Below are 23863 nucleotides of genomic sequence, written 5' to 3' on the forward strand. Positions count from 1 at the left end.
CCTCATATTGACTGTAATATTCATATGATAAATCCTTTCAGAGCAGGCGGGGTCTTTGGACTCCGCCTGTTTCTGTGTGCAGAGACGTTGGAGGTTCTTTTGCGCAGATCTTTTATATGAGGATTTTAGTTGTGTGGATGTGACAGCAGTGCTAAAATGAGGATAAAGAGGAACAAAGAAAGAAGAAACGGATAAAGGAGAGGAAGGCATGCAGCAGGCGCTACTGGATCAGCTGAGAAAGATCACAGAAGAAGAACGAAAGATCCTGGATGGAGAGGCAGAGGTGGACAGAGACCTTTATACCTCTGGCAGGGACTTTACCGTGGACAGCGGAAAAATGCTGGAGGAAGGCCGGCTGATCGCGGTCCGTACCCATACCCGTTTTGTGCATTTTCCGGCACACCGGCATAATTTCGTGGAAGTGCTCTATGTCTGCGAAGGCTCTCTGACTAACATCATTGATGGCAAAAAAGTCATCGTTAATAAGGGTGAGCTGCTTTTTCTCAACCAGTTTACGAAACATGAGATCCTGAAGGCTGGACAGAACGATATTGCCATTAACTTTATGGTGCTGCCGGAGTTTTTTGATGTGGCTTATTCCATGACCGGCAATGATAATATGCTGGCAGATTTTCTTGTGAATGTGCTCAGACAGGATGAGGAACGGGGAGAATATCTGCATTTTAAGGTGGCAGAGGTGCTACAGATCCAGAATCTTCTGGAAAACATCATCTATTCCCTGGTAAATGGAGAAGAGAACCGGGAACGGATTAATCAGACCACAATGGGCCTGATCTTTATGTACCTGGTGGAATCCGTACAGTACGTGGAGATGCGTCTTCCCAACCAGTACGAAAACATGATCTCCATGACCACACTGGACTACATTGAGCAGAAATACCGGACAGCTACCCTGACAGAGCTGTGCAGCCGTCTTCATCTGCCCATGCATGTATTAAGCAAGATGATCAAAAAAACGACAGGATTTAACTTTAAGGAACTTCTTCAGCGAAAACGTCTGAACAAGGCGGTGGAACTGATGTGTGACACAGATCTTCCCATCAGTGATATCATTGCCGCGGTGGGATATGAGAATAACAGTTATTTTCACCGGGTATTTAAAGAACATTATCATATGACACCCAGAGCATTCCGGGTAAAGAACAGCGAAAAAGAGCAGGTGAGGCTTTAACCCCACCTGCTTTTTAAATGTCGTGGAACTGTCCGATCTTATCCTTGATCCGCTGCATCTCATTATCCATGTCGATGACAGCTCTGGCGCAGTTGAGAAGTTCATCACTGACTTCTTCATATCCATCCATTTCTTCGATATTCTGCTTATAACGAAGCTGATGCTCCAGTGTGGCCCAGAAATCCATGCCGTTGGTACGGATCTGGATCTCGGCTCTCATCGGTGTTTTTCCTTTGGAGAAAAATACGGGGATTTCTACGATCATGTGATAGCTGCGGTAGCCGTTGGGCTTTGGATTTTTGATGTAATCTTTTACCTGGATAACAGTGATATCGTCCTGTTTGGAGATCAGATCCGCAATGGTGTAGATATCATCGATAAAAGCGCACACAACCCGGATGCCGGCTACATCATTCAGCTGATTCTGGATATTCTCGGCTGTAAATTCATAGCCAAGCTTCTTAAGCTTCTTGTAAATGCTTTCCGGTTTTTTGATCCTGGTTTTGATAAAAGAAATGGGATTACGTTTATATTCCACGGAAAATTCATCGTTGAGGACTTCCAGCTTGGTACGGACCTCCCGGACAGTACAGCGGTACATCATCATCAGGTCGTTAAATTTTGCGGAATTTTTGATAAAAACCCGGGGATCCGGTGTATCCAGCCAGGTATTGGTATTTTCTTTTGCCATGGTATTTTTTGAGAGAAACTCCTTTCGTATGTGAAATCTGCTGAAAACAGTAAAGACAGATTCTGATCTGTTCCTGTTATTTTTCGGCAATGTGATAAGATAATTATAGAATAAAATGACATTTTTTTCAACTTTTGTATTGACAGATTAAAAATCCTGTGCTATTTTATATGAAAAGTTTAATCAAGTAAACCACTAAACCGTTGAAGCGGAGATAAAAGTTTTCATGCGCGCACAGAGAATCCGGGAGGGTGAGAGCCGGGTCGAGAAGCAGTTTACTAAATGGACCGCTGAGGGCACAGGGAAAGGTATCCCGGATACCGAGTATTCTGTGACGTGAAGGCATACGTCAGTTGCCGGGAATATGCAGGTATTCCGACAAGTGCACAGGTCATACTGTGAAGCAGGGTGGCACCGCGGGTGTATTGAATTTTGAACGCTCGTCCCTGGCAGAACTGGATTCTGCCGGAGACGGGCTTTTTTTGTTACATAAATGTAGATCAGGAGGGACTGAATATGTATCCAGCATTAGAAGGATTAAGAGAAATCGCAAAGTCAGGGGAATACCGGCGTATTCCCGTATGCAGAGAACTGTATTCCGACCGCTATACACCTGTAGAAGTGATGCGGACTCTTCGCACAGCCAGCAGACACTGCTATCTGCTGGAAAGTGCCAGCCAGACAGAGGTATGGGGACGCTATTCCTTCCTGGGATATGAACCATCCATGGAGATCACCTGTACCGATGGAAATCTTCAGATCCGAAAGATCCATGAGGACGGTACCGAAGAAATAACAAAGCAGCAGGTAAAACATCCCGGAGATGCTATTCGAAAGATCCTGAAGGAATACAAAAGCCCGGTACTGGAAAAAATGCCAACCTTTACCGGCGGCCTGGTAGGCTATTTTTCCTACGATTATATTAAATACAGTGAACCGAAGCTGGAGCTTACCGATAAGACGGTAGAAGATTTCAGAGATATGGATCTAATGCTCTTTGACCAGGTCATTGCCTTTGATCATTACAGACAGAAGGTGCTTCTGATCACAGGGGTGATGACAGATGATCTGGAGAACTCTTTTGGAAAGGCAGAAAAGAAACTGCAGGAGATGGCAGATCTGATCAGAAAGGGAGAGCAGAAGGAATTTCCATCCCTGAAGTTGCAATCCTCCATTGAGCCGCAGTTCCCGAAAGAAAAATACTGTGAGATGGTAGAAACCGCCAGACATTATATTCGTGAGGGAGACATCTTCCAGGTGGTGCTTTCCAATCCCATGAGAGCCAGAGCAGAGGGAAGCCTTTTTGATACCTATCGTGTTTTAAGGGCCACAAACCCGTCCCCCTATATGTTTTATTTTTCCAGTGATGATATTGAGATTGCAGGAGCCTCCCCGGAAACACTTGCCAGGCTTGCAGGAACAGAATTAAGTACCTTCCCGCTTGCAGGAACAAGACCAAGAGGCAAGACAAAAGAAGAAGATCTGGCGCTGGAAAAAGGACTCCTGGCTGATGAGAAGGAACGTGCCGAGCATAACATGCTGGTGGATCTTGGTCGAAATGATATCGGAAAGATCAGTAAGATCGGTACCGTGAACGTAGAAAAATATATGTGCATCGAGCGTTTTTCTCATGTGATGCATATTGGTTCCACAGTTACCGGCCAGATCCGGGATGACAGGGATGCGGTGGATGCAGTGGATGCCATCCTTCCGGCAGGAACACTTTCCGGAGCACCGAAATTCCGTGCCTGCCAGATCATCCAGGAACTGGAACAGAGCAAGCGAGGCATTTACGGCGGTGCTATCGGATATCTGGATTTTGCCGGAAACCTGGATACATGTATTGCCATTCGCCTGGTTTATAAGAAAAACGGTGAGATCTGTATCCGGTCAGGAGCAGGGATCGTAGCAGACAGTATTCCGGAAAGTGAATTTCAGGAGTGCTGCAACAAGGCAAGAGCCGTTGTACAGGCAATCGAAACTGCACAGGAGGGACTGGAATGATAGTACTGATCGATAATTATGATAGCTTTTCCTACAATGTTTACCAGCTGATCGGTTCTGTGAAGCCGGATATCAAAGTGGTAAGAAATGATGAAGTGACCATCAAAGAGCTGGAGGCCATGAAGCCGGAGGCATTGATCCTTTCCCCTGGTCCGGGAAAACCGGAGGATGCGGGAATCTGTATTGAATCCATAAAATATTTCAAAGACAAGCTGCCGATCCTGGGTATCTGCCTTGGACATCAGTCCATCTGTGAAGCCTTCGGAGGGACAGTATCCTACGCAAAAGAGCTGATGCACGGAAAGCAGAAAGAGATACATAAAGTTGGAAAGAGCCGGATGTTTGAAGGACTTCCGGAAACTTTTCCGGCAGCCAGATATCACTCACTGGCAGCTATCCGGGATACCTTACCGGAGGAACTGGTTGTTACCGCTGAGTCTGAGGACGGAGAGGTGATGGCACTGGAGCATAAAGAATATCCGATATTCGGATTACAGTTCCATCCGGAATCTGTTATGACACCGGATGGAAAAACAATGATCGAGAACTTTATGAAGGTTATCAGAGACAGATAAGACAGAGAACAGCAATCCATAAAAGATAGAATCGTTACAGAACAGGAGGAAACAACAATGATCAAAGAAGCAATCATCAAGCTTTCAAAAAAAGAAGATCTTACATATGACGAAGCAGAAGCCGTAATGAATGAGATCATGGACGGAGCGGCAACACCGGTACAGATGGCATCCTACCTTACTGCACTTTCCCTGAAAGGAGAGACTATTGATGAGATCACTGCATCAGCAGCCGGAATGCGTGCACACTGCATCAAGCTTCTCCACGATATGAATGTTCTGGAAATCGTAGGAACCGGTGGTGACGGAGCAAACTCCTTTAACATTTCTACGACATCTTCTCTTGTGATCGCAGCAGGTGGCGTTCCGGTAGCAAAACACGGAAACCGTGCAGCATCTTCCAAGAGCGGTGCAGCAGATGTTCTGGAAGCACTTGGCGTAAAGATCACCATTCCGCCGGAAAAAAGTGCAGAGATCCTGAAAAAGATCAACATCTGTTTCCTGTTCGCCCAGAATTATCATATTGCCATGAAATATGTGGCACCGATCCGTAAAGAGCTGGGAATCCGCACGGTATTTAATATTCTCGGACCATTAAGCAACCCGGCAGGCGCAAACATGGAGCTGATGGGAGTCTTTGACCAGTCTCTGGTAGAGCCGCTGGCACAGGTTATGATGAAGCTTGGCGTGAACCGTGGAATGGTAGTTTTCGGGCAGGATAAGCTGGATGAGATCTCCATGAGCGCACCGACTTCTGTGTGCGAGATCAAGGACGGATGGTTCCAGTCCTATGAGATCACACCGGAGCAGTTCGGCTATACACGCTGCAGCAAAGAAGATCTGGCAGGCGGCACATCGGCAGAGAACGCAGAGATCACAAAAGCCATTGTAAACGGAACCGAAAAAGGCCCGAAGCGTCAGGCGGTCTGCATGAACGCTGGTGCAGCACTTTATATCGCAGGAAAGGCAGAGAGCCTGGAAGTCGGCGTAAGAATGTCTGAAGATCTGATCGACAGTGGTGCAGCTGCTGCCAAGCTTGCGGAATTTATCAAATTAAGTAACGAGATTTGAAAATAATAGCGGCAGAAGAGAAATCGGCAATTCCTATCGGAAGAGATACGAACGGAAACATTAATCTGTCAGACTTCTTGAAATTGCCGAATGAGAGTTGAACTGAAATATCAAGGAGACAAACAAAGAATGAGCGAAAAAAACATTCTGGAGGAAATCGCAGAAAAAACAAGAGAACGTATCCGGAAGGAAAAACGTCAGTTTCCTCTGGATCAGCTGAAAACCCTGGCAGAAAAAGCACCACAGCAGCCGTCCTTTCTGGAAGCGTTGAAAAAGCCGGGTATGTCCTACATCTGTGAAGTAAAAAAAGCTTCCCCCTCCAAGGGGCTGATCGCACCGGAATTTCCGTATCTGGAAATTGCGAAAGAATACGAGGCAGCAGGTGCATCTGCGATCTCCTGCCTCACAGAGCCATTTTATTTCATGGGAAGTGATACTTATCTCCGTGAGATCACAGAAACAGTGGATATTCCGGTCCTTCGGAAGGACTTCACGGTGGATAAGTACATGATCTATCAGACAAAAGCATTTGGTGCATCGGCAGTGCTTCTGATCTGTGCTATCTTAAATGACCAGGAACTCCTGGAATACCGAGAGCTTGCAGAAACTCTGGGAATGGATGCACTGGTGGAAGCTCATGACGAGAATGAAGTGGCAAGAGCATTAAAGACAGGTGCAAAGATCGTCGGTGTAAATAACCGTGACTTGAAAACCTTTAAGGTTGATATGAATAACAGCATCCGTCTTCGAAACCTGGCACCGGACAATGTGGTATTTGTGTCTGAGAGCGGAATCAAAAACGCAGGTGATATCGCTATCCTGGAAAGAAACCGGGTAGGTGCAGTCCTGATCGGTGAGACTCTGATGCGAAGCCCGGATAAGAAAGCTGCATTGGAAAATCTGAATGGTGGAGCGCTTGTATAAAGGCCAAACGAAAGAATAGAGCAAATAAGTAACAGAGCTGACCAGCAGCAAATAGTAACGAAACAGGAAGGGGCAGGGGCAGACAGAAAGGGCAGGATTGGCTGAATATGAGAGAACAACCGTTGAAACATGGGAGCAGAACCAGGATCAAGATCTGCGGCCTGACCCGCCCGGAAGATATCCAGGCAGTGAACCAGGCTAAACCGGACTTTGCAGGATTCATTGTAGAATTCCCAAAAAGCAGAAGAAACGTCACCGTGGAGCAATTGAAGGCTCTCCGGGAAGAACTGGATGATAGCATTTTGCCGGTAGGCGTATTCGTCAATGCACCGGTGGAGCTTCCCGCACAGCTTTTAAACGAGGGAACCATCGCACTGGCACAGCTTCACGGCCAGGAGGACGAGAATTATATCAGACAGCTTAAGACCATGACAGACCAGCTTCTGATAAAGGCTTTTTCCATAAAAACAGAAGCAGATATAAAGAAAGCGATCCGTTCGGAAGCAGACTATATTCTGCTGGATCAGGGCGCAGGAGGAACAGGAGAAACTTTCGACTGGAGTCTGGTACCGGCGATCAAACGTCCCTGGTTTCTGGCAGGAGGTCTGGGCTGTGAAAATCTGGAATCGGCCATACATCTGCTTCACCCCTGGGCAGTAGATTTAAGCAGCAGTGTAGAAACCGACGGTCACAAAGACCCGGATAAAATATTAGAAGCAGTATACGCAGTAAGGAACATAAAGGAGGAAATATAACATGTCAAAAGGAAGATTCGGCATCCATGGCGGACAGTACATCCCGGAAACACTGATGAACGCCGTTCTGGAGCTTGAGGAAGCATACAACCATTACAAAAACGATCCGGAATTCAACCGTGAGCTCACAGAGCTTCTCAATGAATACGCAGGAAGACCATCCCGTCTTTACTATGCGGCACATATGACCGAGGACCTTGGCGGAGCCAAGATCTATCTGAAAAGAGAAGACTTAAACCACACAGGAGCCCACAAGATCAACAACGTACTTGGTCAGGTGCTCCTGGCAAAAAAAATGGGCAAGACCCGTGTCATCGCAGAGACAGGAGCCGGCCAGCACGGTGTTGCAACTGCAACCGCAGCAGCACTGATGGGAATGGAATGTGAGGTATTCATGGGAAAAGAAGACACGGAACGTCAGGCACTGAATGTTTACAAAATGCGTCTTCTCGGAGCAAAAGTCCATGCAGTCACAAGCGGAACCGCAACCTTAAAGGATGCCGTTTCCGAGACCATGCGTGAGTGGACAAACCGTATTGCAGATACCCATTATGTACTGGGATCTGTTATGGGCCCGCACCCGTTCCCGACCATCGTACGTGATTTCCAGGCCGTGATCTCCAAGGAGATCAAAGAACAGATGCTGGAAAAAGAGGGCAGACTTCCGGATGTTGTCCTGGCCTGTGTGGGCGGCGGCTCCAATGCTATCGGAACTTTCTACAATTTCATTGAGGACAAAGACGTTCGTCTCATCGGCTGTGAGGCAGCAGGACGTGGCGTGAATACTGCGGAGACTGCGGCAACCATCGCAACTGGTCGTCTCGGAATCTTCCATGGTATGAAATCTTACTTCTGCCAGGATGAATACGGACAGATCGCACCGGTATACTCCATCTCCGCAGGTCTTGATTACCCGGGTGTAGGTCCGGAGCATGCACACCTTTATGATATCGGAAGAGCAGAGTACGTTCCTGTTACAGATGACGAAGCAGTAGAGGCTTTTGAATATCTTTCCAGAACAGAAGGAATCATTCCTGCGATCGAAAGTGCCCACGCAGTGGCCTATGCGAAAAAGATCGCACCGACACTTGGAAAGGACAAGATCATGGTAGTTACCATTTCAGGACGTGGAGATAAGGACTGTGCGGCAATCGCCCGCTACAGAGGGGAGGATATTCATGAATAAGAGAATTACAGAGGCATTTGCAAACGGAAAAGCATTTATTCCTTTTTTGACCTGCGGAGATCCGTCTCTGGAGGTAACAGAGCAGCTGGTTTATGCAATGGAAGAAGCAGGAGCAGATCTGATCGAGCTTGGGATCCCGTTCTCAGATCCTACCGCAGAGGGACCTGTGATCCAGGAAGCCAATGTCCGGGCATTTGCAGGTGGCGTGACTACAGATAAAGTTTTTTCAATGGTAGAAAAAATCCGTAAAAATACAAAAATCCCAATGGTATTCATGACCTATGCAAACGTAGTATTTTCTTACGGAACAGAGCGTTTTATCAAGAAAGCAGCGGAAGTTGGAATGGATGGACTGATTCTTCCGGATGTTCCGTTTGAGGAAAAAGAAGAGTTTGATGTTGTGTGCAAACAGTACGGCCTTGACCTGATCTCCCTGATCGCACCGACCTCCCATGAGCGGATCGCCATGATCGCAAAAGAGGCGGAAGGCTTTGTTTACTGCGTATCTTCCCTTGGTGTAACAGGAATGCGTACCAGCATTACCACAGATATCGGAGCTATGGTGAAATTAGTAAAAGCTCAGAAAGACATTCCATGTGCAGTAGGATTCGGAATCTCCACACCGGAGCAGGCAAAAAAAATGGCAGATCAGTCAGACGGTGCCATTGTAGGATCTGCGATCGTGAAGCTCTGTGGTGCCTACGGCAAAGACTGCGTGCCGAAGGTGAAGGCTTATGTGAAAGAGATGAAGGATGCGATCAGATAAGTTCCCGGCTGAAATTGGAACACAGATCACAAAGTGTAATAAAAATCTGCTTTATCCCAAAGAAAGGGTAAAGCAGATTTTTTTCTGCTCTGAACAGAGGCCGGAAAAATTGCAGGAAATATCTACTTGACAGTCAGAGACCAAATGATAGATGATATAAAAAAAGGTGAGGAGGAAATTGGGGATGAATCGGGAAGAAGCAAAGAAGAAAGCAGAAGCGCTGGTTGCCAGGATGACTCTGGAGGAAAAAGCCAGTCAGTTAAGGTACGATGCACCTGCAATAAAAAGATTGGGAATTCCGGCGTATAACTGGTGGAATGAGGGACTTCACGGTGTTGCCAGAGCAGGGCAGGCAACGGTTTTTCCACAGGCGATCGGAATGGCGGCAGCTTTTGACCGGAAAAGTGTGGCAGAGATGGCCGGTATCGTGGCAACAGAGGGCAGAGCAAAGTATAATGCATATTCCGTAAACGGTGACAGAGATATTTATAAGGGATTGACGTTCTGGTCTCCTAATGTCAATATTTTCCGTGATCCACGATGGGGTAGAGGCCATGAAACTTATGGGGAAGATCCGTATCTTACAAAAGAACTTGGAGTTTCCTTTGTAAAAGCACTTCAGGGAAATGGGGATACAATGAAGGCAGCAGCCTGTGCCAAACATTTTGCAGTACATTCCGGGCCGGAGGCACTCCGTCATGAATTTGATGCGGAAGCATCCGCAAAAGATATGGAAGAAACGTATCTGCCGGCATTCGAAGGTCTGGTAAAAGAAGCCAAAGTAGAAGCGGTTATGGGAGCTTATAACCGGACAAACGGGGAACCCTGCTGCGGAAGTCCCACATTACAGAAAAAACTCAGAGGCGAATGGAAATTTCAGGGGCATTTTGTATCAGACTGCTGGGCAATCCGTGATTTTCATGAACACCATATGGTAACGGATACAGCCGTTGAATCTGCAGCACTGGCGATTAATAATGGCTGTGACCTGAATTGTGGAAATACTTATCTTCACATTATGAAGGCATACGAAAAGGGGCTTGTCACAGAAGAAACCATAACCCGGGCAGCAGTGCGGCTTTTTACCACAAGGTATCTGCTGGGGTTGTTTGATGGAAGCGAATATGACAATATCTCCTATCTGGAGGTGGAATCTCCCAGGCATCTGGATGCAGCGGAGAAAGCAGCGGAAAAAAGCTTTGTTCTGCTGAAAAATAACGGGATTCTTCCGCTTGATAAAGAAAAACTGAAAACAATAGGGATCATCGGACCAAATGCGGACAGCAGGCAGGCGCTGATCGGCAATTATCACGGGACAGCTTCCAGGTATATTACCATACAGGAAGGCATCCAGGATTATGTGGGAGACGATGTAAGGATCCTTACTTCCAGAGGCTGTGATCTGTTCCGAGACCGGACGGAGCACCTTGCGTTTACCAGAGATCGTATTGCGGAAGCCAAGGTGGTTGCGGAAAACAGCGATGTGGTGATCTTATGTATGGGACTGGATGAGACACTGGAAGGGGAAGAGGGAGACACCGGAAACAGCTATGTATCGGGAGATAAAGAAGATATTGAACTTCCCGGAGTACAGCGAGAACTGATGGAAGCGATCGCAGATACCGGAAAACCGGTAGTATTCTGTCTGCTGGCAGGAAGTGACCTTAATCTGAAATATGCGGCAGAGAAATTTGATGCAGTCATGATGCTGTGGTACCCTGGATGCCAGGGCGGGAAGGCAGCGGCAAGGGTATTGTTTGGAGAAATCTCGCCATCAGGAAAACTTCCGGTGACATTTTATGAAAGCCTGGAAGAACTTCCGGATTTTACCGATTATTCCATGAAAGGCAGAACATATCGCTATATGGAACGAAAAGCACAGTTTCCTTTTGGATATGGTCTGACGTACAGTAAGGTGGCAGTAGATAAAGCAGAGGTCAAAACATGTGGACAGAAGATAAACGTGGAGGTAGAAGTGCAGAATAACGGCGCATATGATACAGAGGATGTTGTTCAGATTTATGTAAAAAATATCGACAGCAAAAATGCCATTCCAAATCCGATGCTGGCCGGTTTTCATCGGATATTCCTGAAGGCGGGAGAATGCCGAAAAATAGAAATCCCAATATGGGAAAAAGCATTCACCGTAGTAGATGAAACAGGAAAACGGATGGAAGAAGGAAAGAAATTTGAAATTTATGCAGGCTGCAGCCAGCCGGATGAAAAAAGCAAAGAACTGACCGGGATCATGCCGGTAAAGATCATCTGGGAAAAATAATAAGAAAATCTAAAGTAACAGGAGGGCGATGCATCAGGTAGCGCCCTCCCTTTATATCTAACGCATAAACAACCGTACCATTTTCTCATAAATCTTCCGATATTTCTGATACCGCATAGGAAGATCGATCCAGGTCTTTTTATCTACAATACTCTTATAATGAGAGAATGTCCGGAAGCCGTCGATGCCATGATAGGATCCCATGCCGCTTTCACCAAAGCCGCCGAAGCCCATATTGCTGGTTGCCAGATGTATGAGGACATCGTTGATACAGCCACCGCCGAAACCACATCGGGAAGTAACTTCCCGGGCATTTTTTTCATCTTCGGTGAAGATATAAAGAGCCAGCGGATGTGCCATGGAATTGATCTTTGTTACGGCACCTCCGAGAGAGTCATAGGTGAGGACCGGAAGTACCGGACCGAAGATTTCCTGCTGCATGACCGGATCTTCGAAGGTTACGTTATCAAGAACCGTCGGCTCGATCTGAAGTGTTTCACGGTTGGAACCACCGCCGCAGACAGTTTTGGAAGGATCGATCAGACTGTTGATACGGTCGAAATGCTTTTCGTTGATGATCTTTCCATAATTCCGGTTCTTCAGTGCTTCTTTTCCATACTGGCGTGTGATCTGTCTGCGAAGCTCTGCGACCAGGGCTTCTTTGATCTCCGGATCACAGTAGATGTAGTCCGGAGCCACGCAGGTCTGGCCACAGTTCAGGAACTTGCCGAATACGATACGTTTTGCCGCAAGGCGGAGATTGGCTGTTTTGTCCACGATGCAGGGGCTTTTTCCACCCAGCTCCAGAGTGACTGGTGTGAGGTGTTCGGAAGCCTTTCTCATGACCTCTTTTCCCACAGACTGGCTTCCCGTGAAGAAGATGTAATCAAAGTGCAGACTGAGAAGATGTGTGTTTTCCGCACGTCCGCCTGTGACAGTTGCAACGTATTTTTCATCGAAACATTCATGGATGAGAAGACGGATCACTTCACTTGTTGCCGGTGAGTAGGCGCTTGGTTTCAGGATGACTGTGTTTCCGGCTGCAATGGCGTCTACCAGTGGTTCTATGGTGAGAAGAAACGGATAGTTCCACGGACTCATAATGAGAACCACACCGTAGGGGGATGGTTTGCGGAAACTGTGGGAATGGAACTGTGCCAGTGGAGTTGGAACGGTCTGTTCTTTTGCGTAGGAGCGGATATTTTTCAGCATATGTGTGATCTCGGAGAGCACCAGTCCGGTCTCACACATATAGCTTTCGAAATTACTTTTTCCAAGATCCTTTTTCAGCGCGGCGTGGATCTGATCTTCGTGTTTCCGGATGGAAGCGCGGAGACGTTTCAGGGCGCTGATGCGAAAATCAAGGTCAAGAGTTGCGCCGGAGTAGAAGTACTGGCGCTGTTTATCTAAAAGCTGGTTGATCTGTTCTTTTTCCATGGAATTGTAGTCCTTTCTGAAAAAACTGTATTCGAAATATCGAAAAAATCTTTCTATGCCAATGGCTGTTTTAGCAATTGCCTGCCGGAGGCATCAGTCTGTAATACAGTGTTTCAAGTTCGCCGGCATCCATCAGTACAGGAACCGGGTACAGAGGATTGGCTTCTTTATCTGCGTAATGGGCAAGCTCCGGGATGTCTGTTTCCTGGATTTCCGGAATATAGTCTCCGATGCTAAAGCGTTTTTTCATATCTTTTATTGCATCAATAAACATCCGGGCAGCAGTTTTATCGTCCTCATGTTTATCGCAGAGACCGGCAGTTACGGCAAGGTTGCGGAGTTTGTGAGTGATGGAATCTCCGTATGTTTCCAGTACCATAGGAAGGATCACTGCATTGGCAAGCCCATGTGGAACATTATATTTTCCGCCGAGGGAATGTGCAATTGCGTGGACATATCCAACGTAGGATTTGGTGAAGGCACAGCCTGCGAAATAGGAGGCGCGGAGCATATTTCGTCTTGCTTCAATATTATTGCCGTCTGTGTAGGCGGTATCCAGATTTTCAAAGATCAGTCTGACAGCATCCAGGGCATTTTTTCTTGTGCCAGGTGTAGTGGAATTTCCAATGTAGGCTTCCACCGCGTGAGTCAGGGCATCCATGCCGGTGGTAGCTGTGATAAACGGCGGAAGGCTTAAAGTCACTTTCGGGTCAAGGACTGCGTAGCGTGGGATCAGCGGAAAATCGTTGATGGCATATTTGTGCCGTGTTTCTGCATCGGTAATGACAGCAGCAAGTGTTGTTTCACTTCCTGTTCCTGCAGTCGTGGGGATGGCGATGAGAAGAGGAAGCTTTTTGTGGATCTTCAGGATTCCCTTCATCTGAGCAAGAGACTGGTGTGGCTTGGCAATGCGGGCTGCTGTGGCTTTTGCACAGTCCATACTGGAACCTCCGCCGAAGCCGATGATCGCCTGGCAGTCATTGTCCAGATACATGTGAAGGGCTTCGTCCACATTGACGGTTGTTGGATTGGCAACGGTTTTGTCGTAGATGTGGTAAGAGATGCAGCTTCGCTTCAGTGTCTGCTCCAGCCTTTCTGTAAGGCCAAGGCTTCGGATCCCTGCATCTGTGATGATGAGTACATTGTTATAGTTTCTTTTTTCCAGAACTTCCGGAATACCTTTGACGCTTCCGATGATCTTCGGATTGCGGTAAGGAAGCAGTGGAAGGGCGAATTTAAAGACATTCTGGAAAACCCGGCAGTAAGCTTTTTTTAATGGATTCATGGTAGTTTTCGTTCCTTTTAAAGTCAAATTATTTTATTCTAAATATTATATATAGCAGTTGGAAGGGGAAAAGTCAAGGTTGCCGTTTATGGAAGTGCATCGCGAAGCGTGTTGCTGAGAACAGAGTAACCGTAACGTCATAAAAAAGAAAACAGGAAAATATAATATTGTCATGGTTGTAAATATCCTTTACACTAAGGGAGTCAAACAGAATCATTATGCAAGGATTGGATATCCAGCGGAAGGCAAATGTCCGCAGGATAGATATTGATCACGGAGGAAATCATGCCAGAAACAGACACATCCGCAAAAAATCCTCTTCATGTATCCGAAGTGGATGATAATTTAAAAGAATTAAGCCCTCACGGTTCCTTTGAGCTGCCGGTGGAAACCTATATGGCGAACTGTGAGATCTTTCATGCATTGTATGACCACTGGCACAGTGAGATGGAGATCATGTATATTGAAAAAGGCAGTGGCTTTGCCAGACTGAACCGGGAGAGCATCCGCCTGAAAAAGGGGGATATCCTGATCGTGAACTGCGGAGTTCTCCATAGTATGCGCACGGATCTTAAGAAGCCTCTTTATTATAAGAGTGTGGTTTTCAGCTTGGGCTTCCTTGCAGGTCAGCCGGGAGATATCTGCCAGGAATGTGTGGTATCACCATTAATAGAAAACAAGGCAGAATTCTGCCATCATATAGAAGAAGGAGATTCCGGATATGAGAAGCTACGGGAAATTTTTCTGGAGATCCATGACTGTCATACGGAGAAGAAGCCATATTTCTATGTGAAGCTGAAAATGCTGTTTTTTGATTTCTTTTATGAGATGCTGACGAAGCATTATATTATCCCGGTAAGCACAGAGCAGAACAAGAGCCTTGCAGCAGTAAAGGAAGTGCTGGATCATATCAGCCTTCACTACCAGGAGAATCTTACCGTTTCAGAGCTTTCCGGACTTTCCAATTACAGTGAGTATTATTTTATGAAGCTTTTCCGCCAGTATACGGGAAAAACCCTGGTGGAATACATCAATGACTTCCGTATGGAGAAGGCGAAGTATCTTCTTACGCATTCCGATGCACCTGTGACGGAGATCGCCATGCAGGTGGGATTTAACAGTACAAGTTATTTTATAAAGAAATTTCAGCAGTCCAATAAGGTTTCACCGCATAAGTACAGGAAGAGTATGAGACAGATCTGAGACAGATCCCGAAACAACCGCATATGTACCGGTTATGTTTTTATGCAGAGCTACAGTAAAAAGTGAAAAACAGTCTGACAAATATCTTGCATATCATGACAGGATTGTTATATTTTTGAAAAGAAATGCGTGATATCCTAATATCATCAAAAACAAAGCAAACAACCTTGTAAAAACATATTTCATCCCATCAAGATCCATGAAAGGAGATCAAAATGGAAACATTAAGCAAAGTATTTGAAGACAAATATAACAAAAATGTAAAAGATTGTACAAACGAGGAAATCTATCACGGACTTCTCTCCTGGACAAAGGAGCAGCTGAAGGGCCGCGGCTACCAGGAAGGAAAAAAGAAAATTTATTATATTTCCGCAGAGTTCCTTATCGGTAAGCTTCTTTCCAACAACCTGATCAATCTGGGCGTTTATGATGAAGTTGCGAAATATCTTAAAGAAAACGGAAAAGAGCTTTCCATGATCGAGGAGATCGAGCCGGAGCCATCTCTCGGAAACGGCGGACTTGGCCGTCTGGCAGCATGTTTCCTGGATTCCATTGCAACTCTGGGACTTCCGGGAGAAGGAATCGGACTTAATTATCACCTCGGACTTTTCAAACAGGAGTTTAAGGATCATCTTCAGTTTGAGACACCGAATCCGTGGATCCAGCCGGAGAGCTGGCTTACAGATGCAGGCGTTTCCTATTACGTGCCGTTTAAGGGCTTTATGCTGAAATCCACACTGTATGATATTGATGTTGCAGGCTATGAAAACAAAGCGATCAAGCTTCGCCTTTTTGATATTGATATTGCAGACGAGAGCATTGTGGGCGAGGGAATCTCCTTTGATAAGAAGGATCTGCTCCACAATCTGACACTGTTCCTTTATCCGGATGACAGCGATGATGCAGGAAGAAAGCTTCGTATCTATCAGCAGTACTTCATGGTAAGCAATGCGGCACAGCTGATCCTGGATGAGGCAACAGCAAAAGGCTGCAATCTTCATGACCTTGCCGATTACGCAGTGATCCAGATCAACGATACACATCCGAGTATGGTAATTCCGGAGCTTATCCGTCTCCTCACAGAGCGTGGAATCGAGTTCGAGGAGGCATGCGAGATCGTATCTCATGTATGCGCTTATACCAACCATACCATTCTTGCAGAGGCACTTGAGAAATGGCCGATCTCCTATCTTGAGGAGGTTGTTCCGCATCTGATGCCGATCATCCGCAAGCTGGACGAGCGTATCAAAGCAAAATATCCGCAGGAAAATCTTGCCATCATCGACAAGAACGACCTGGTACACATGGCACATATGGACATACACTACGGATTTTCCATCAACGGTGTTGCATCCCTTCATACCGATATCCTGAAGGAGACAGAGCTTCATCAGTTCTATGAGATCTATCCGGAGAAATTCAATAACAAGACAAACGGAATCACCTTCCGCAGATGGCTCCTTCACTGCAACCATCCGCTGACAGAGTACATCACATCCATGATCGGTGACGGCTTCCGCAAGGATTCCTTTGAGCTTGACAAGATGCTTGGCTTCAAGGGAAATCAGGACGTTCTTGCAAATATCCTTAAGATCAAGCAGGATGCAAAGAAGAGATGTGCGGAGTTTATCAAAGCCAACACAGGTGAAGAGATCAACACACACAGTGTTTATGATATCCAGATCAAACGTCTTCATGAGTACAAACGTCAGCAGCTGAACGCACTTTACATCATTGACCGTTACCTGAAGATCAAGGCAGGCGAGAAGCCGCAGCGCCCGGTAACCTTTATCTTCGGTGCAAAGGCAGCTCCTGCATACGTTATCGCAAAGGATATTATCCACCTGCTTCTCTGCTTACAGGAGCTTATCAACAATGATCCGGAGGTTTCCCCGTACATGAAAGTTGTTATGGTGGAAAACTACAACGTAAGTGCAGCAGAGAAGCTGATCCCTGCCTGCGATATCTCCGAGCAGATCTCTCTTGCTTCCAAGGAGGCCAGCGGAACAGGAAACATGAAGTTCATGCTCAACGGTGCTGTAACACTGGGAACCATGGATGGTGCAAATGTGGAGATCAGCCAGCTGGTAGGCAAGGATAATATCTATATCTTCGGAGAGTCCAGTGAGCAGGTTATCGAACACTATGAAAAGGCTGACTACTGCTCCAGAGATTTTTATGAGAAAGACGAGCGCATCCGTCGTGCAGTAGACTTTATCGTAGGAAACGAGCTTCTTTCTATTGGAAGTGAGGAGCATTTAAGAAGACTGCATCATGAGATCGTAAGCAAAGACTGGTTCATGACTCTTCTTGACTTCGAGGATTATGCGAAGGTGAAAGATCAGGCACTGTCCGATTATGAGGACAGAACCGCATGGGCAGAGAAAATGCTTGTAAATATCGGAAAAGCAGGATACTTCTCTTCAGACAGAACCATCGAGGAGTACAACAGAGATATCTGGCATCTGACACCGGAGAAATAAAACGGTTTTAGGCAGATTGCTCCGGCTCGGAAGAAAAATAGAAAAATAGAAAATAAAAACGCCGGCATTCATTGGAATATGTACTGGGGCTGAGATGTCAGAGATGATCTGGCAGCCTGGACAGGACATGTTACAGATGAATGGCCGGTGTTTTTTTGTGAAATTGGTTGCGAAAAATTGTTTACGGAATCAGGCAAGCGATACTTCAGGCTTTTCCATGCTTAAATGCCATCATCATCTCCTTGGTAAGGCTGATATTATCTCCTTCATCCGGAATGTCTTCCCGGTTGAACCAGGAGGCCATGGAAAGCTCATCGTGGTCTACAGTCAGAGTGTCGTCGCCATCCAGATCACAGTAGAAGCCAAACAGAAGTGTTCCGGAGAAGGACCATGGCTGACTTTTGTAGTAGCGGAGATTTTTGACCTTTACGCCGATCTCTTCCATAACTTCACGGTGGACAGTCTCCTCGATGGTCTCGCCAATCTCGGCAAAACCTGCGATCATGGCGTAGCGGGTGTGATTTCGGCCCTCATATTTGGAGAGGATCAGCTTGTCACCGTTGGTAACGCCTACGATCACAGCTGGAGAAAGCACTGGATATTCACCGTTTCCACAGGCAGGGCAGATCATCTTGCGCTCATGTTTATCATGTACCATCGGTTTTCCGCAGCAGCCGCAGAAACGGCGCTTGCTGTACCACTGAAAGAGCTGATATCCGGTGATTCCTGCGAAAGCCAGATACTGTGGCTCTGCTGTGCGGAGAACTCTTGTGATCTCAAACTGATAACCAGGAAGGAGCCTGGTGTCAAGATCCGGGATCAGATAAAAATGCTCTTCGTCAATGGAGAAGAGATAGATATAATTCTCATAGAGATTTTCAACTTTTCCTTCCAGCTCTCCAAAGCTTGGAAGAGTCATAGTCTCGCCATCTTTTTTCATAAGGATCTTTCCTTCTTCATAGGCGAGGATGTGGCTTTCTTTATCCGGGGCCACAGGTTTGTACTCATTGTGATAGGTATGTGGTGCGATATCCTGGATCATGATCGATAATTCCTTTCCGAATTTATTGTTTTACAGTGTTTGCTGAGAAGTTTTGCCATATAAAATACAGCACGCTTTCTACAGTATAAGCTTACCTTAAGAAAAAGGCAACTCCAGCAATAACAAAAAAAGTTGTATGAGTCAGAAAATCAGTGTAAGATAAATGTATTATATTGTGCAGAAGATGTGAAAGATCTGAAAATTTTTCTGCACAGAAGGAGAAAATTATGCCAACAACAGAAAAGCCGGGACTGACCCGGGATGCCATTAAATATCTGGCAATTTTTACCATGCTTCTGAACCATATCGCCAACGTGCTTCTGCCGGAAAACACGATCCTGTGGGAAGTGTTTATAGACATTGGCTACTTCACAGCCATTACCATGTGCTATTTTCTTGTGGAAGGTTTTTACTATACACATTCCAGGAGAAAATACGGTGAAAGGCTTCTGATCTTTGCCGGGATCTCCCAGGTTCCCTATATGATAGCCTTTGGGAATTCACAGCTGAATATGATCTTTACTCTGTTTATCTGTTTTATGATCCTGGTTGTTCAGGAAAGGATGATGGCAAGTAAATGGAGAATTCCACTTCTGATCCTGCTCCTTTTACTATCCGTTTATTCGGACTGGGCAATCCTGGCACCGGTTTTTACCATCTGGTTCCATGAGAGCTGGGGGAACAGGAAGAGGATGATAACAGCGTACGGAGTCGGTGCTGCCCTTTTTGTGCTGTTTAACTACAGCTCCTACGTGGAAAAAATGGCAGCGGGACCGGCAATGCTCCATGCTCTGTTTTCGGCAGCAGGGATCGTGGCATCAGGAATCATCATCCTGTGCTTCTATAATGGCAAAAAATCCGAAAAAGCACCGAAGTTTTCCAAGTGGTTTTTCTATATTTTCTATCCGGCACATCTGCTGATCCTGAGCATAGTCCGTGTTATAGTACAGTAATAGATAAAATAAAATCTCTCCAATATTTATAACCGGATAGATTGCCGAAAATAAATTTCATATCCACATAAAACATAGTAATTCTGTAAGAAAACAGAAAAATAGCGAAAAAACTCTTGAAAACCCACAAATTATCTGCTATGCTAACTGACATGACAAAGGCGTCTGGAAATTGAGTTTCCAGGCGCTTTTTGCGTTGCAGAATAATTGAGGGAATCGAGGAGGAAATGTATGATGAATGCAGGAGATACCGGCTTTATGCTGATCTGTACAGCCTTTGTGTTCTTTATGACACCTGGGCTTGCGTTTTTCTACGGAGGACTGGTCCGCAGGAAAAATGTGGTAAATACCATGATGGCCTGTGGGGCGATCATGGGACTGTCCGTAGTTATGTGGACATTGTTTGGATATTCGCTGGCATTTGGAGGAAATCATGGCGGGATCATCGGAGATTTTCGCTGGTTTTCGCTGAATGGCGTAGGCTGGGAGCCGGGACCTTATGCGGATACGATCCCGCATCTGGTATTTGTGGCGTTCCAGATGATGTTTGCCATGATCACACCGGCACTGATCACCGGTGCCGTGGTTGGAAGAATGCGTTTTAAGGCGCTGTTTTTCTTTATTGCGATCTGGTCTTTGATTGTGTATTATCCAATGGCACATATGGTCTGGGGAGACGGTGGATTTCTGGCAGCCATTGGCTCTGTGGACTTTGCAGGAGGAAATGTGGTACATATCAGTTCTGGTGTCAGTGCACTGGTTCTTGCCATTTATCTTGGACAGAGACGAGGCTATGCAAAAGCAACCTATCGCACACACAATATCCCATTTGTATTTCTCGGAGCAGCTATGCTGTGGTTCGGATGGTTCGGCTTTAATGCAGGAAGTGCGCTGAAGGCAGACGGCCTTGCGGCACATGCCTTTATGACCAGCAGCATTTCTTCTGCCTGCGCACTGCTGACCTGGATGCTGATCGAGGTGATCCGCGAGGGAAAACCGACACTGGTTGGTGCATCCACAGGTCTTGTTATCGGACTGGTAGCCATTACACCGGGAGCTGGTTTCGTACCGGTATGGGCATCCTTTATCATTGGGATCCTGGTAAGCCCGATCTGTTACTTTACTGTGCTCCTTCTGAAACAGAAGCTGAAGATCGATGATGCCCTGGATGCTTTTGGCTGCCATGGTATCGGTGGTATCTGGGGAGGAATCGCAACAGGTCTCTTCGGAAAAACTTCCATTAACTCTGTTGCAAAATGGGATGGCCTTGTGTTTGGAGATCACCGTCTGTTCCTGGCACAGGTATTGAGTATTGTGATCACCATTGCGGTTGCTATTGTGGGAACGCTGATCTGTATCGGGCTCGTGCGGATCTTTACACCGCTTCGTGTAGATCCGAAGGAAGAGATGGTCGGTCTGGATGCATCCCAGCATGGAGAGAATGCATATCCGTCATTTAATGGATTTGACTGATAAGAGTCCATTTCCTGTTAATGTGAATGATGGTGTTAAAGAGGAGATTATAGTATGTTGATTAAAATAGAAGCAATCGTAAGAGAAGAAAAAATGGAAGATGTCAAAGCAGCGTTAAATGAGATCCAGGTTAACGGTTTTACAGTAACCCAGATCATGGGCTGCGGAACACAGCGCGGCTATACAGAATATGTCCGTGGTTCCAAGATCGATGTATTTCTGAAACCGAAGATCAAGTTTGAGATTGTAGTATCATCAGAAGACTGGGAGATTAAAGTTATTGATGCCATTCAGAAAGCAGCATTCACCGGTGATCCGGGCGATGGTAAGATATTCAGCTACGAGATCCGTAACGCTGTTCGTATCCGTACAGGTGAGACCGGATACGATGCGCTGCAGTCGGAATTTCTGTAAATTGTTTTATTAATATGTAAATTATGTGTGAAAGAGTCCTTCGGGAAGTCGCAGAGATATCAGGAGATATAATCTTGAGATTTTTCGGAGGACTTTTTTACCACAGATTTAACAATAGTCTTACGTTGATTTGATGAAAAACAGCATGTGGCCGGTATAATATATAAGATGTACACGAAAACTAAAAATAATAGATAAGGCAGACATGACAAAAAAGAAATCAAAGAAAAAAATAAGAAAAAAACAGAAATCCATTAAAGATGGATTCGAGCAGGACCAAGAAGAGCAGGAGAAGGAGAATCCCAAAAAGGATGCTCCGGCTCAGAAGTCAGAACAGAGGTCCGGAGCCAATAGAACCAGAAAATCAGAAGCTGGCAGCAGAAAAAACAGCAGGGCTGTAAAATGTCCGCATGCCCAAAAGAAAACGGAGAATTCCCGAAAGAAAAATTTAAGGAATTCTCCGTTTTATTATCTGACTGAGCAAACTATGAAGTTATTATTCAATATAGAGCTGTGCAACAAATGGGGCATAAGATATCCAACTGCTTTTTCTCTGCCATAGTTGCATTTCAACTGCAAAGATGACACTTCTCACAGGCGGACGGTGTGGCTGCACAACCGCCGAGAGCAGTTTCACGAAGCTCTGCAGGAAGCTTTTTGCCCACAGTATACATGGCATCGATCATCTCATCCAGCGGGATGAACTGGGGGATACCGGCCAGTGACATTTCCGCTGCGATAAGGGCATTGGAAACACCGGCTGCGTTACGGTTCTGGCAGGGATATTCCACTAGGCCGCCTACAGGGTCGCATACAAGTCCAAGCATGTTCATAAGAACCGTGGAAGCAGCATAAGTACACTGAAGAGGTGTACCGCCAAGAAGTTCCACAGCAGCAGAAGCAGCCATTGCAGAAGCGATTCCGACCTCAGCCTGACATCCGCCAACAGCACCGGCAACTGTTGCATTACGCATGGCAAGATAGCCGATCGCGCCTGCATTAAATAATGCCTGGCGGATTTTTTTATCGGAAAAGCCATAGACCTCCTGAAGAGCAAGCATCATTCCGGGAACGATCCCGGCACTGCCGGCAGTAGGAGAGGCAACGATAAGTCCCATGGAAGCGTTGGTCTCAAGGGTTGCCATAGCGTAGGTGATCCCCTTTCCGAGAACGTTTCCGCACAGGCTTTTTCCCAGGTCATGAAATTCGCAGAGCTTTCGGGCTTCACCGCCGATCAGTCCGCCCATAGATATCACCGGATCTTTGATGGGGGAAAAAGCAGCATCCTTCATGATCTCCAGAACACGGTCCATGCGCTGGTCCACGATTTCAGCAGTGGTTTCACCGAGAAGGATCTCACGTTGGCGCATTACTTCGGAAATCGGAAGCTTTTTTTCCTGGCAGAGAGCAAGAAGTTCCTTGGCATTTTTGAAATCCATAAAACACATCCTCCTTTTCCCTACATCTGAACAACCATGACATCATGGATGTTGGTGTTCCGGTGAATGCTTTCTACGATATCTTCCGGGAGATGACCATCGGATTCCACAATCGTATAGGCTGTGGTTCCTTTGGATTCACGGAAGAGGCGCATGAAGGCAATGTTAATGTTACGTTCACTTAAGCATCTGGTGATGTAGGCCACAACACCGGGAGTATCCTGATGGATCACGATGATGGCACTGTATTCGCCGGTGAAATCCACTTTCACGTGGTTGATCTCCACAATGCGGACCTTGCCGCCGCCCAGCGATTCCCCCCGGACTGTCATTTCCTGTCCCTGTTCATTGACCATATGGATATCTACAGTGTTGGGATGGACATCGGTTTCCTCTTCATTTGGAGTAAAGGAAAAGTCGATCCCCTGTTCCCTGGCAATATCAAAAGAATTCCGTATACGCATGTCATCTGTGGAAAAGCCCATGATCCCGCCAAGGAGGGCACGGTCTGTACCGTGTCCCTTGTATGTTCTGGCGAAGGAACCATAAAGGATGAATTCCACTTTTTTCAGGGGCGGCGTGATCATCTTCTGGGCAAGGAAAGCAATGCGTGCAGCCCCTGCGGTATGAGAACTGGAAGGACCGATCATGTTGGGACCCATAACGTCAAATACACTGATAAAAGACATTTT

The 23863-nt window shown here is 46.2% G+C and carries 20 protein-coding genes; 14 read left to right on the forward strand and 6 right to left on the reverse strand.

Annotated features, from left to right (window positions below; all coding sequences use genetic code 11):
* Positions 1-208: 208 nt before the first annotated feature.
* Positions 209-1192, forward strand: a complete 984-nt coding sequence (locus ABCM67_RS05910; protein WP_059086062.1) for an AraC family transcriptional regulator — start codon at positions 209-211, stop codon at positions 1190-1192.
* 13 nt (positions 1193-1205) lie between these two features.
* Here the strand turns inward: ABCM67_RS05910 and ABCM67_RS05915 are convergent, their stop codons facing one another.
* The gene (locus ABCM67_RS05915) at positions 1206-1883 is read right to left on the reverse strand and encodes a GTP pyrophosphokinase family protein (protein ID WP_021652156.1); all 678 of its coding nucleotides are present in this window, start codon (positions 1881-1883) and stop codon (positions 1206-1208) included.
* 516 nt (positions 1884-2399) lie between these two features.
* On the opposite strand from ABCM67_RS05915, the gene trpE reads away from it, so the two are divergent.
* The 8 genes from trpE (at position 2400) to ABCM67_RS05955 (ending at position 11442) form a co-directional block, all read left to right on the forward strand.
* Positions 2400-3887 (forward strand): anthranilate synthase component I, encoded by a 1488-nt coding sequence (gene trpE / locus ABCM67_RS05920; protein ID WP_147602923.1) that lies wholly within the window; start codon positions 2400-2402, stop codon positions 3885-3887.
* Positions 3884-4462, forward strand: coding sequence for an aminodeoxychorismate/anthranilate synthase component II (locus tag ABCM67_RS05925; protein WP_114002277.1), 579 nt, complete (start codon positions 3884-3886; stop codon positions 4460-4462). Before trpE ends, ABCM67_RS05925 begins: the two co-directional genes overlap by 4 nt.
* A 57-nt stretch (positions 4463-4519) precedes the next feature.
* On the forward strand, positions 4520-5533 hold the full coding sequence (trpD, locus tag ABCM67_RS05930) for an anthranilate phosphoribosyltransferase (RefSeq protein WP_114002278.1): 1014 nt from the start codon (positions 4520-4522) through the stop codon (positions 5531-5533).
* A gap of 129 nt (positions 5534-5662) precedes the next feature.
* The gene (gene trpC, locus ABCM67_RS05935; protein ID WP_147602924.1) at positions 5663-6457 is read left to right on the forward strand and encodes an indole-3-glycerol phosphate synthase TrpC; all 795 of its coding nucleotides are present in this window, start codon (positions 5663-5665) and stop codon (positions 6455-6457) included.
* Positions 6458-6564: 107 nt separating this feature from the next.
* Positions 6565-7212, forward strand: a complete 648-nt coding sequence (locus tag ABCM67_RS05940; RefSeq protein WP_021652161.1) for a phosphoribosylanthranilate isomerase — start codon at positions 6565-6567, stop codon at positions 7210-7212.
* 1 nt (position 7213) lies between these two features.
* Complete coding sequence (gene trpB / locus ABCM67_RS05945; RefSeq protein WP_015527286.1) at positions 7214-8398, forward strand: tryptophan synthase subunit beta; 1185 nt, start codon at positions 7214-7216, stop codon at positions 8396-8398.
* The gene (gene trpA, locus ABCM67_RS05950; RefSeq protein WP_110102899.1) at positions 8391-9164 is read left to right on the forward strand and encodes a tryptophan synthase subunit alpha; all 774 of its coding nucleotides are present in this window, start codon (positions 8391-8393) and stop codon (positions 9162-9164) included. Before trpB ends, trpA begins: the two co-directional genes overlap by 8 nt.
* A gap of 184 nt (positions 9165-9348) precedes the next feature.
* Complete coding sequence (locus tag ABCM67_RS05955; protein WP_186582435.1) at positions 9349-11442, forward strand: glycoside hydrolase family 3 C-terminal domain-containing protein; 2094 nt, start codon at positions 9349-9351, stop codon at positions 11440-11442.
* A 57-nt stretch (positions 11443-11499) separates the two neighbouring features.
* Here ABCM67_RS05955 and ABCM67_RS05960 read toward each other — a convergent pair whose 3' ends face one another.
* Entirely contained in the window at positions 11500-12879 is a 1380-nt protein-coding gene (locus ABCM67_RS05960; RefSeq protein ID WP_110102901.1) for an aldehyde dehydrogenase, read from the reverse strand.
* A 70-nt stretch (positions 12880-12949) separates the two neighbouring features.
* Positions 12950-14164 carry an iron-containing alcohol dehydrogenase gene (locus ABCM67_RS05965; protein WP_022426709.1) on the reverse strand — a complete coding sequence of 405 codons (1215 nt, stop codon included), beginning with the start codon at positions 14162-14164 and terminating at the stop codon, positions 12950-12952.
* Between the two features lie 285 nt (positions 14165-14449).
* On the opposite strand from ABCM67_RS05965, the gene ABCM67_RS05970 reads away from it, so the two are divergent.
* Together ABCM67_RS05970 and glgP are read left to right on the forward strand one after the other, a co-directional pair.
* Positions 14450-15367 (forward strand): AraC family transcriptional regulator, encoded by a 918-nt coding sequence (locus ABCM67_RS05970; protein WP_015527280.1) that lies wholly within the window; start codon positions 14450-14452, stop codon positions 15365-15367.
* Between the two features lie 215 nt (positions 15368-15582).
* Complete coding sequence (glgP, locus tag ABCM67_RS05975) at positions 15583-17850, forward strand: glycogen/starch/alpha-glucan phosphorylase (protein ID WP_114002280.1); 2268 nt, start codon at positions 15583-15585, stop codon at positions 17848-17850.
* Between the two features lie 205 nt (positions 17851-18055).
* Here the strand turns inward: glgP and nudC are convergent, their stop codons facing one another.
* Positions 18056-18892 carry an NAD(+) diphosphatase gene (gene nudC / locus ABCM67_RS05980; protein ID WP_114002281.1) on the reverse strand — a complete coding sequence of 279 codons (837 nt, stop codon included), beginning with the start codon at positions 18890-18892 and terminating at the stop codon, positions 18056-18058.
* A gap of 227 nt (positions 18893-19119) precedes the next feature.
* On the opposite strand from nudC, the gene ABCM67_RS05985 reads away from it, so the two are divergent.
* The 3 genes from ABCM67_RS05985 to ABCM67_RS05995 all read left to right on the forward strand — a co-directional run bounded on the left by ABCM67_RS05985 (position 19120) and on the right by ABCM67_RS05995 (position 21732).
* Positions 19120-19845, forward strand: a complete 726-nt coding sequence (locus ABCM67_RS05985) for a TraX family protein (protein WP_235812364.1) — start codon at positions 19120-19122, stop codon at positions 19843-19845.
* A 234-nt stretch (positions 19846-20079) separates the two neighbouring features.
* Positions 20080-21318 carry an ammonium transporter gene (locus tag ABCM67_RS05990; RefSeq protein WP_114002288.1) on the forward strand — a complete coding sequence of 413 codons (1239 nt, stop codon included), beginning with the start codon at positions 20080-20082 and terminating at the stop codon, positions 21316-21318.
* A gap of 54 nt (positions 21319-21372) precedes the next feature.
* Positions 21373-21732: a P-II family nitrogen regulator gene (locus tag ABCM67_RS05995; protein ID WP_092068522.1), complete on the forward strand. Its 360-nt coding sequence runs from the start codon at positions 21373-21375 to the stop codon at positions 21730-21732.
* A gap of 569 nt (positions 21733-22301) precedes the next feature.
* Here ABCM67_RS05995 and sdaAA read toward each other — a convergent pair.
* On the reverse strand, positions 22302-23171 hold the full coding sequence (gene sdaAA / locus ABCM67_RS06000) for an L-serine ammonia-lyase, iron-sulfur-dependent, subunit alpha (RefSeq protein ID WP_015527274.1): 870 nt from the start codon (positions 23169-23171) through the stop codon (positions 22302-22304).
* Between the two features lie 20 nt (positions 23172-23191).
* Positions 23192-23860, reverse strand: a complete 669-nt coding sequence (sdaAB, locus tag ABCM67_RS06005; protein ID WP_342992613.1) for an L-serine ammonia-lyase, iron-sulfur-dependent subunit beta — start codon at positions 23858-23860, stop codon at positions 23192-23194.
* Positions 23861-23863: the final 3 nt, after the last annotated feature.

Source organism: Blautia sp. 2227st1_G12_2227SCRN_220401, assembly GCF_039062885.1.
Lineage (GTDB): Bacteria > Bacillota > Clostridia > Lachnospirales > Lachnospiraceae > Blautia_A > Blautia_A fusiformis.

Bases quoted from the DNA above. Each gene is read 5' to 3' on its own strand.
- ABCM67_RS05910 (WP_059086062.1), top strand. From the start codon at position 209: ATGCAGCAGGCGCTACTGGATCAGCTGAGAAAGATCACAGAAGAAGAA.
- ABCM67_RS05915 (WP_021652156.1), bottom strand. From the start codon at position 1,883: ATGGCAAAAGAAAATACCAATACCTGGCTGGATACACCGGATCCCCGG.
- trpE (WP_147602923.1), top strand. From the start codon at position 2,400: ATGTATCCAGCATTAGAAGGATTAAGAGAAATCGCAAAGTCAGGGGAA.
- ABCM67_RS05925 (WP_114002277.1), top strand. From the start codon at position 3,884: ATGATAGTACTGATCGATAATTATGATAGCTTTTCCTACAATGTTTAC.
- trpD (WP_114002278.1), top strand. From the start codon at position 4,520: ATGATCAAAGAAGCAATCATCAAGCTTTCAAAAAAAGAAGATCTTACA.
- trpC (WP_147602924.1), top strand. From the start codon at position 5,663: ATGAGCGAAAAAAACATTCTGGAGGAAATCGCAGAAAAAACAAGAGAA.
- ABCM67_RS05940 (WP_021652161.1), top strand. From the start codon at position 6,565: ATGAGAGAACAACCGTTGAAACATGGGAGCAGAACCAGGATCAAGATC.
- trpB (WP_015527286.1), top strand. From the start codon at position 7,214: ATGTCAAAAGGAAGATTCGGCATCCATGGCGGACAGTACATCCCGGAA.
- trpA (WP_110102899.1), top strand. From the start codon at position 8,391: ATGAATAAGAGAATTACAGAGGCATTTGCAAACGGAAAAGCATTTATT.
- ABCM67_RS05955 (WP_186582435.1), top strand. From the start codon at position 9,349: ATGAATCGGGAAGAAGCAAAGAAGAAAGCAGAAGCGCTGGTTGCCAGG.
- ABCM67_RS05960 (WP_110102901.1), bottom strand. From the start codon at position 12,879: ATGGAAAAAGAACAGATCAACCAGCTTTTAGATAAACAGCGCCAGTAC.
- ABCM67_RS05965 (WP_022426709.1), bottom strand. From the start codon at position 14,164: ATGAATCCATTAAAAAAAGCTTACTGCCGGGTTTTCCAGAATGTCTTT.
- ABCM67_RS05970 (WP_015527280.1), top strand. From the start codon at position 14,450: ATGCCAGAAACAGACACATCCGCAAAAAATCCTCTTCATGTATCCGAA.
- glgP (WP_114002280.1), top strand. From the start codon at position 15,583: ATGGAAACATTAAGCAAAGTATTTGAAGACAAATATAACAAAAATGTA.
- nudC (WP_114002281.1), bottom strand. From the start codon at position 18,892: ATGATCCAGGATATCGCACCACATACCTATCACAATGAGTACAAACCT.
- ABCM67_RS05985 (WP_235812364.1), top strand. From the start codon at position 19,120: ATGCCAACAACAGAAAAGCCGGGACTGACCCGGGATGCCATTAAATAT.
- ABCM67_RS05990 (WP_114002288.1), top strand. From the start codon at position 20,080: ATGAATGCAGGAGATACCGGCTTTATGCTGATCTGTACAGCCTTTGTG.
- ABCM67_RS05995 (WP_092068522.1), top strand. From the start codon at position 21,373: ATGTTGATTAAAATAGAAGCAATCGTAAGAGAAGAAAAAATGGAAGAT.
- sdaAA (WP_015527274.1), bottom strand. From the start codon at position 23,171: ATGGATTTCAAAAATGCCAAGGAACTTCTTGCTCTCTGCCAGGAAAAA.
- sdaAB (WP_342992613.1), bottom strand. From the start codon at position 23,860: ATGTCTTTTATCAGTGTATTTGACGTTATGGGTCCCAACATGATCGGT.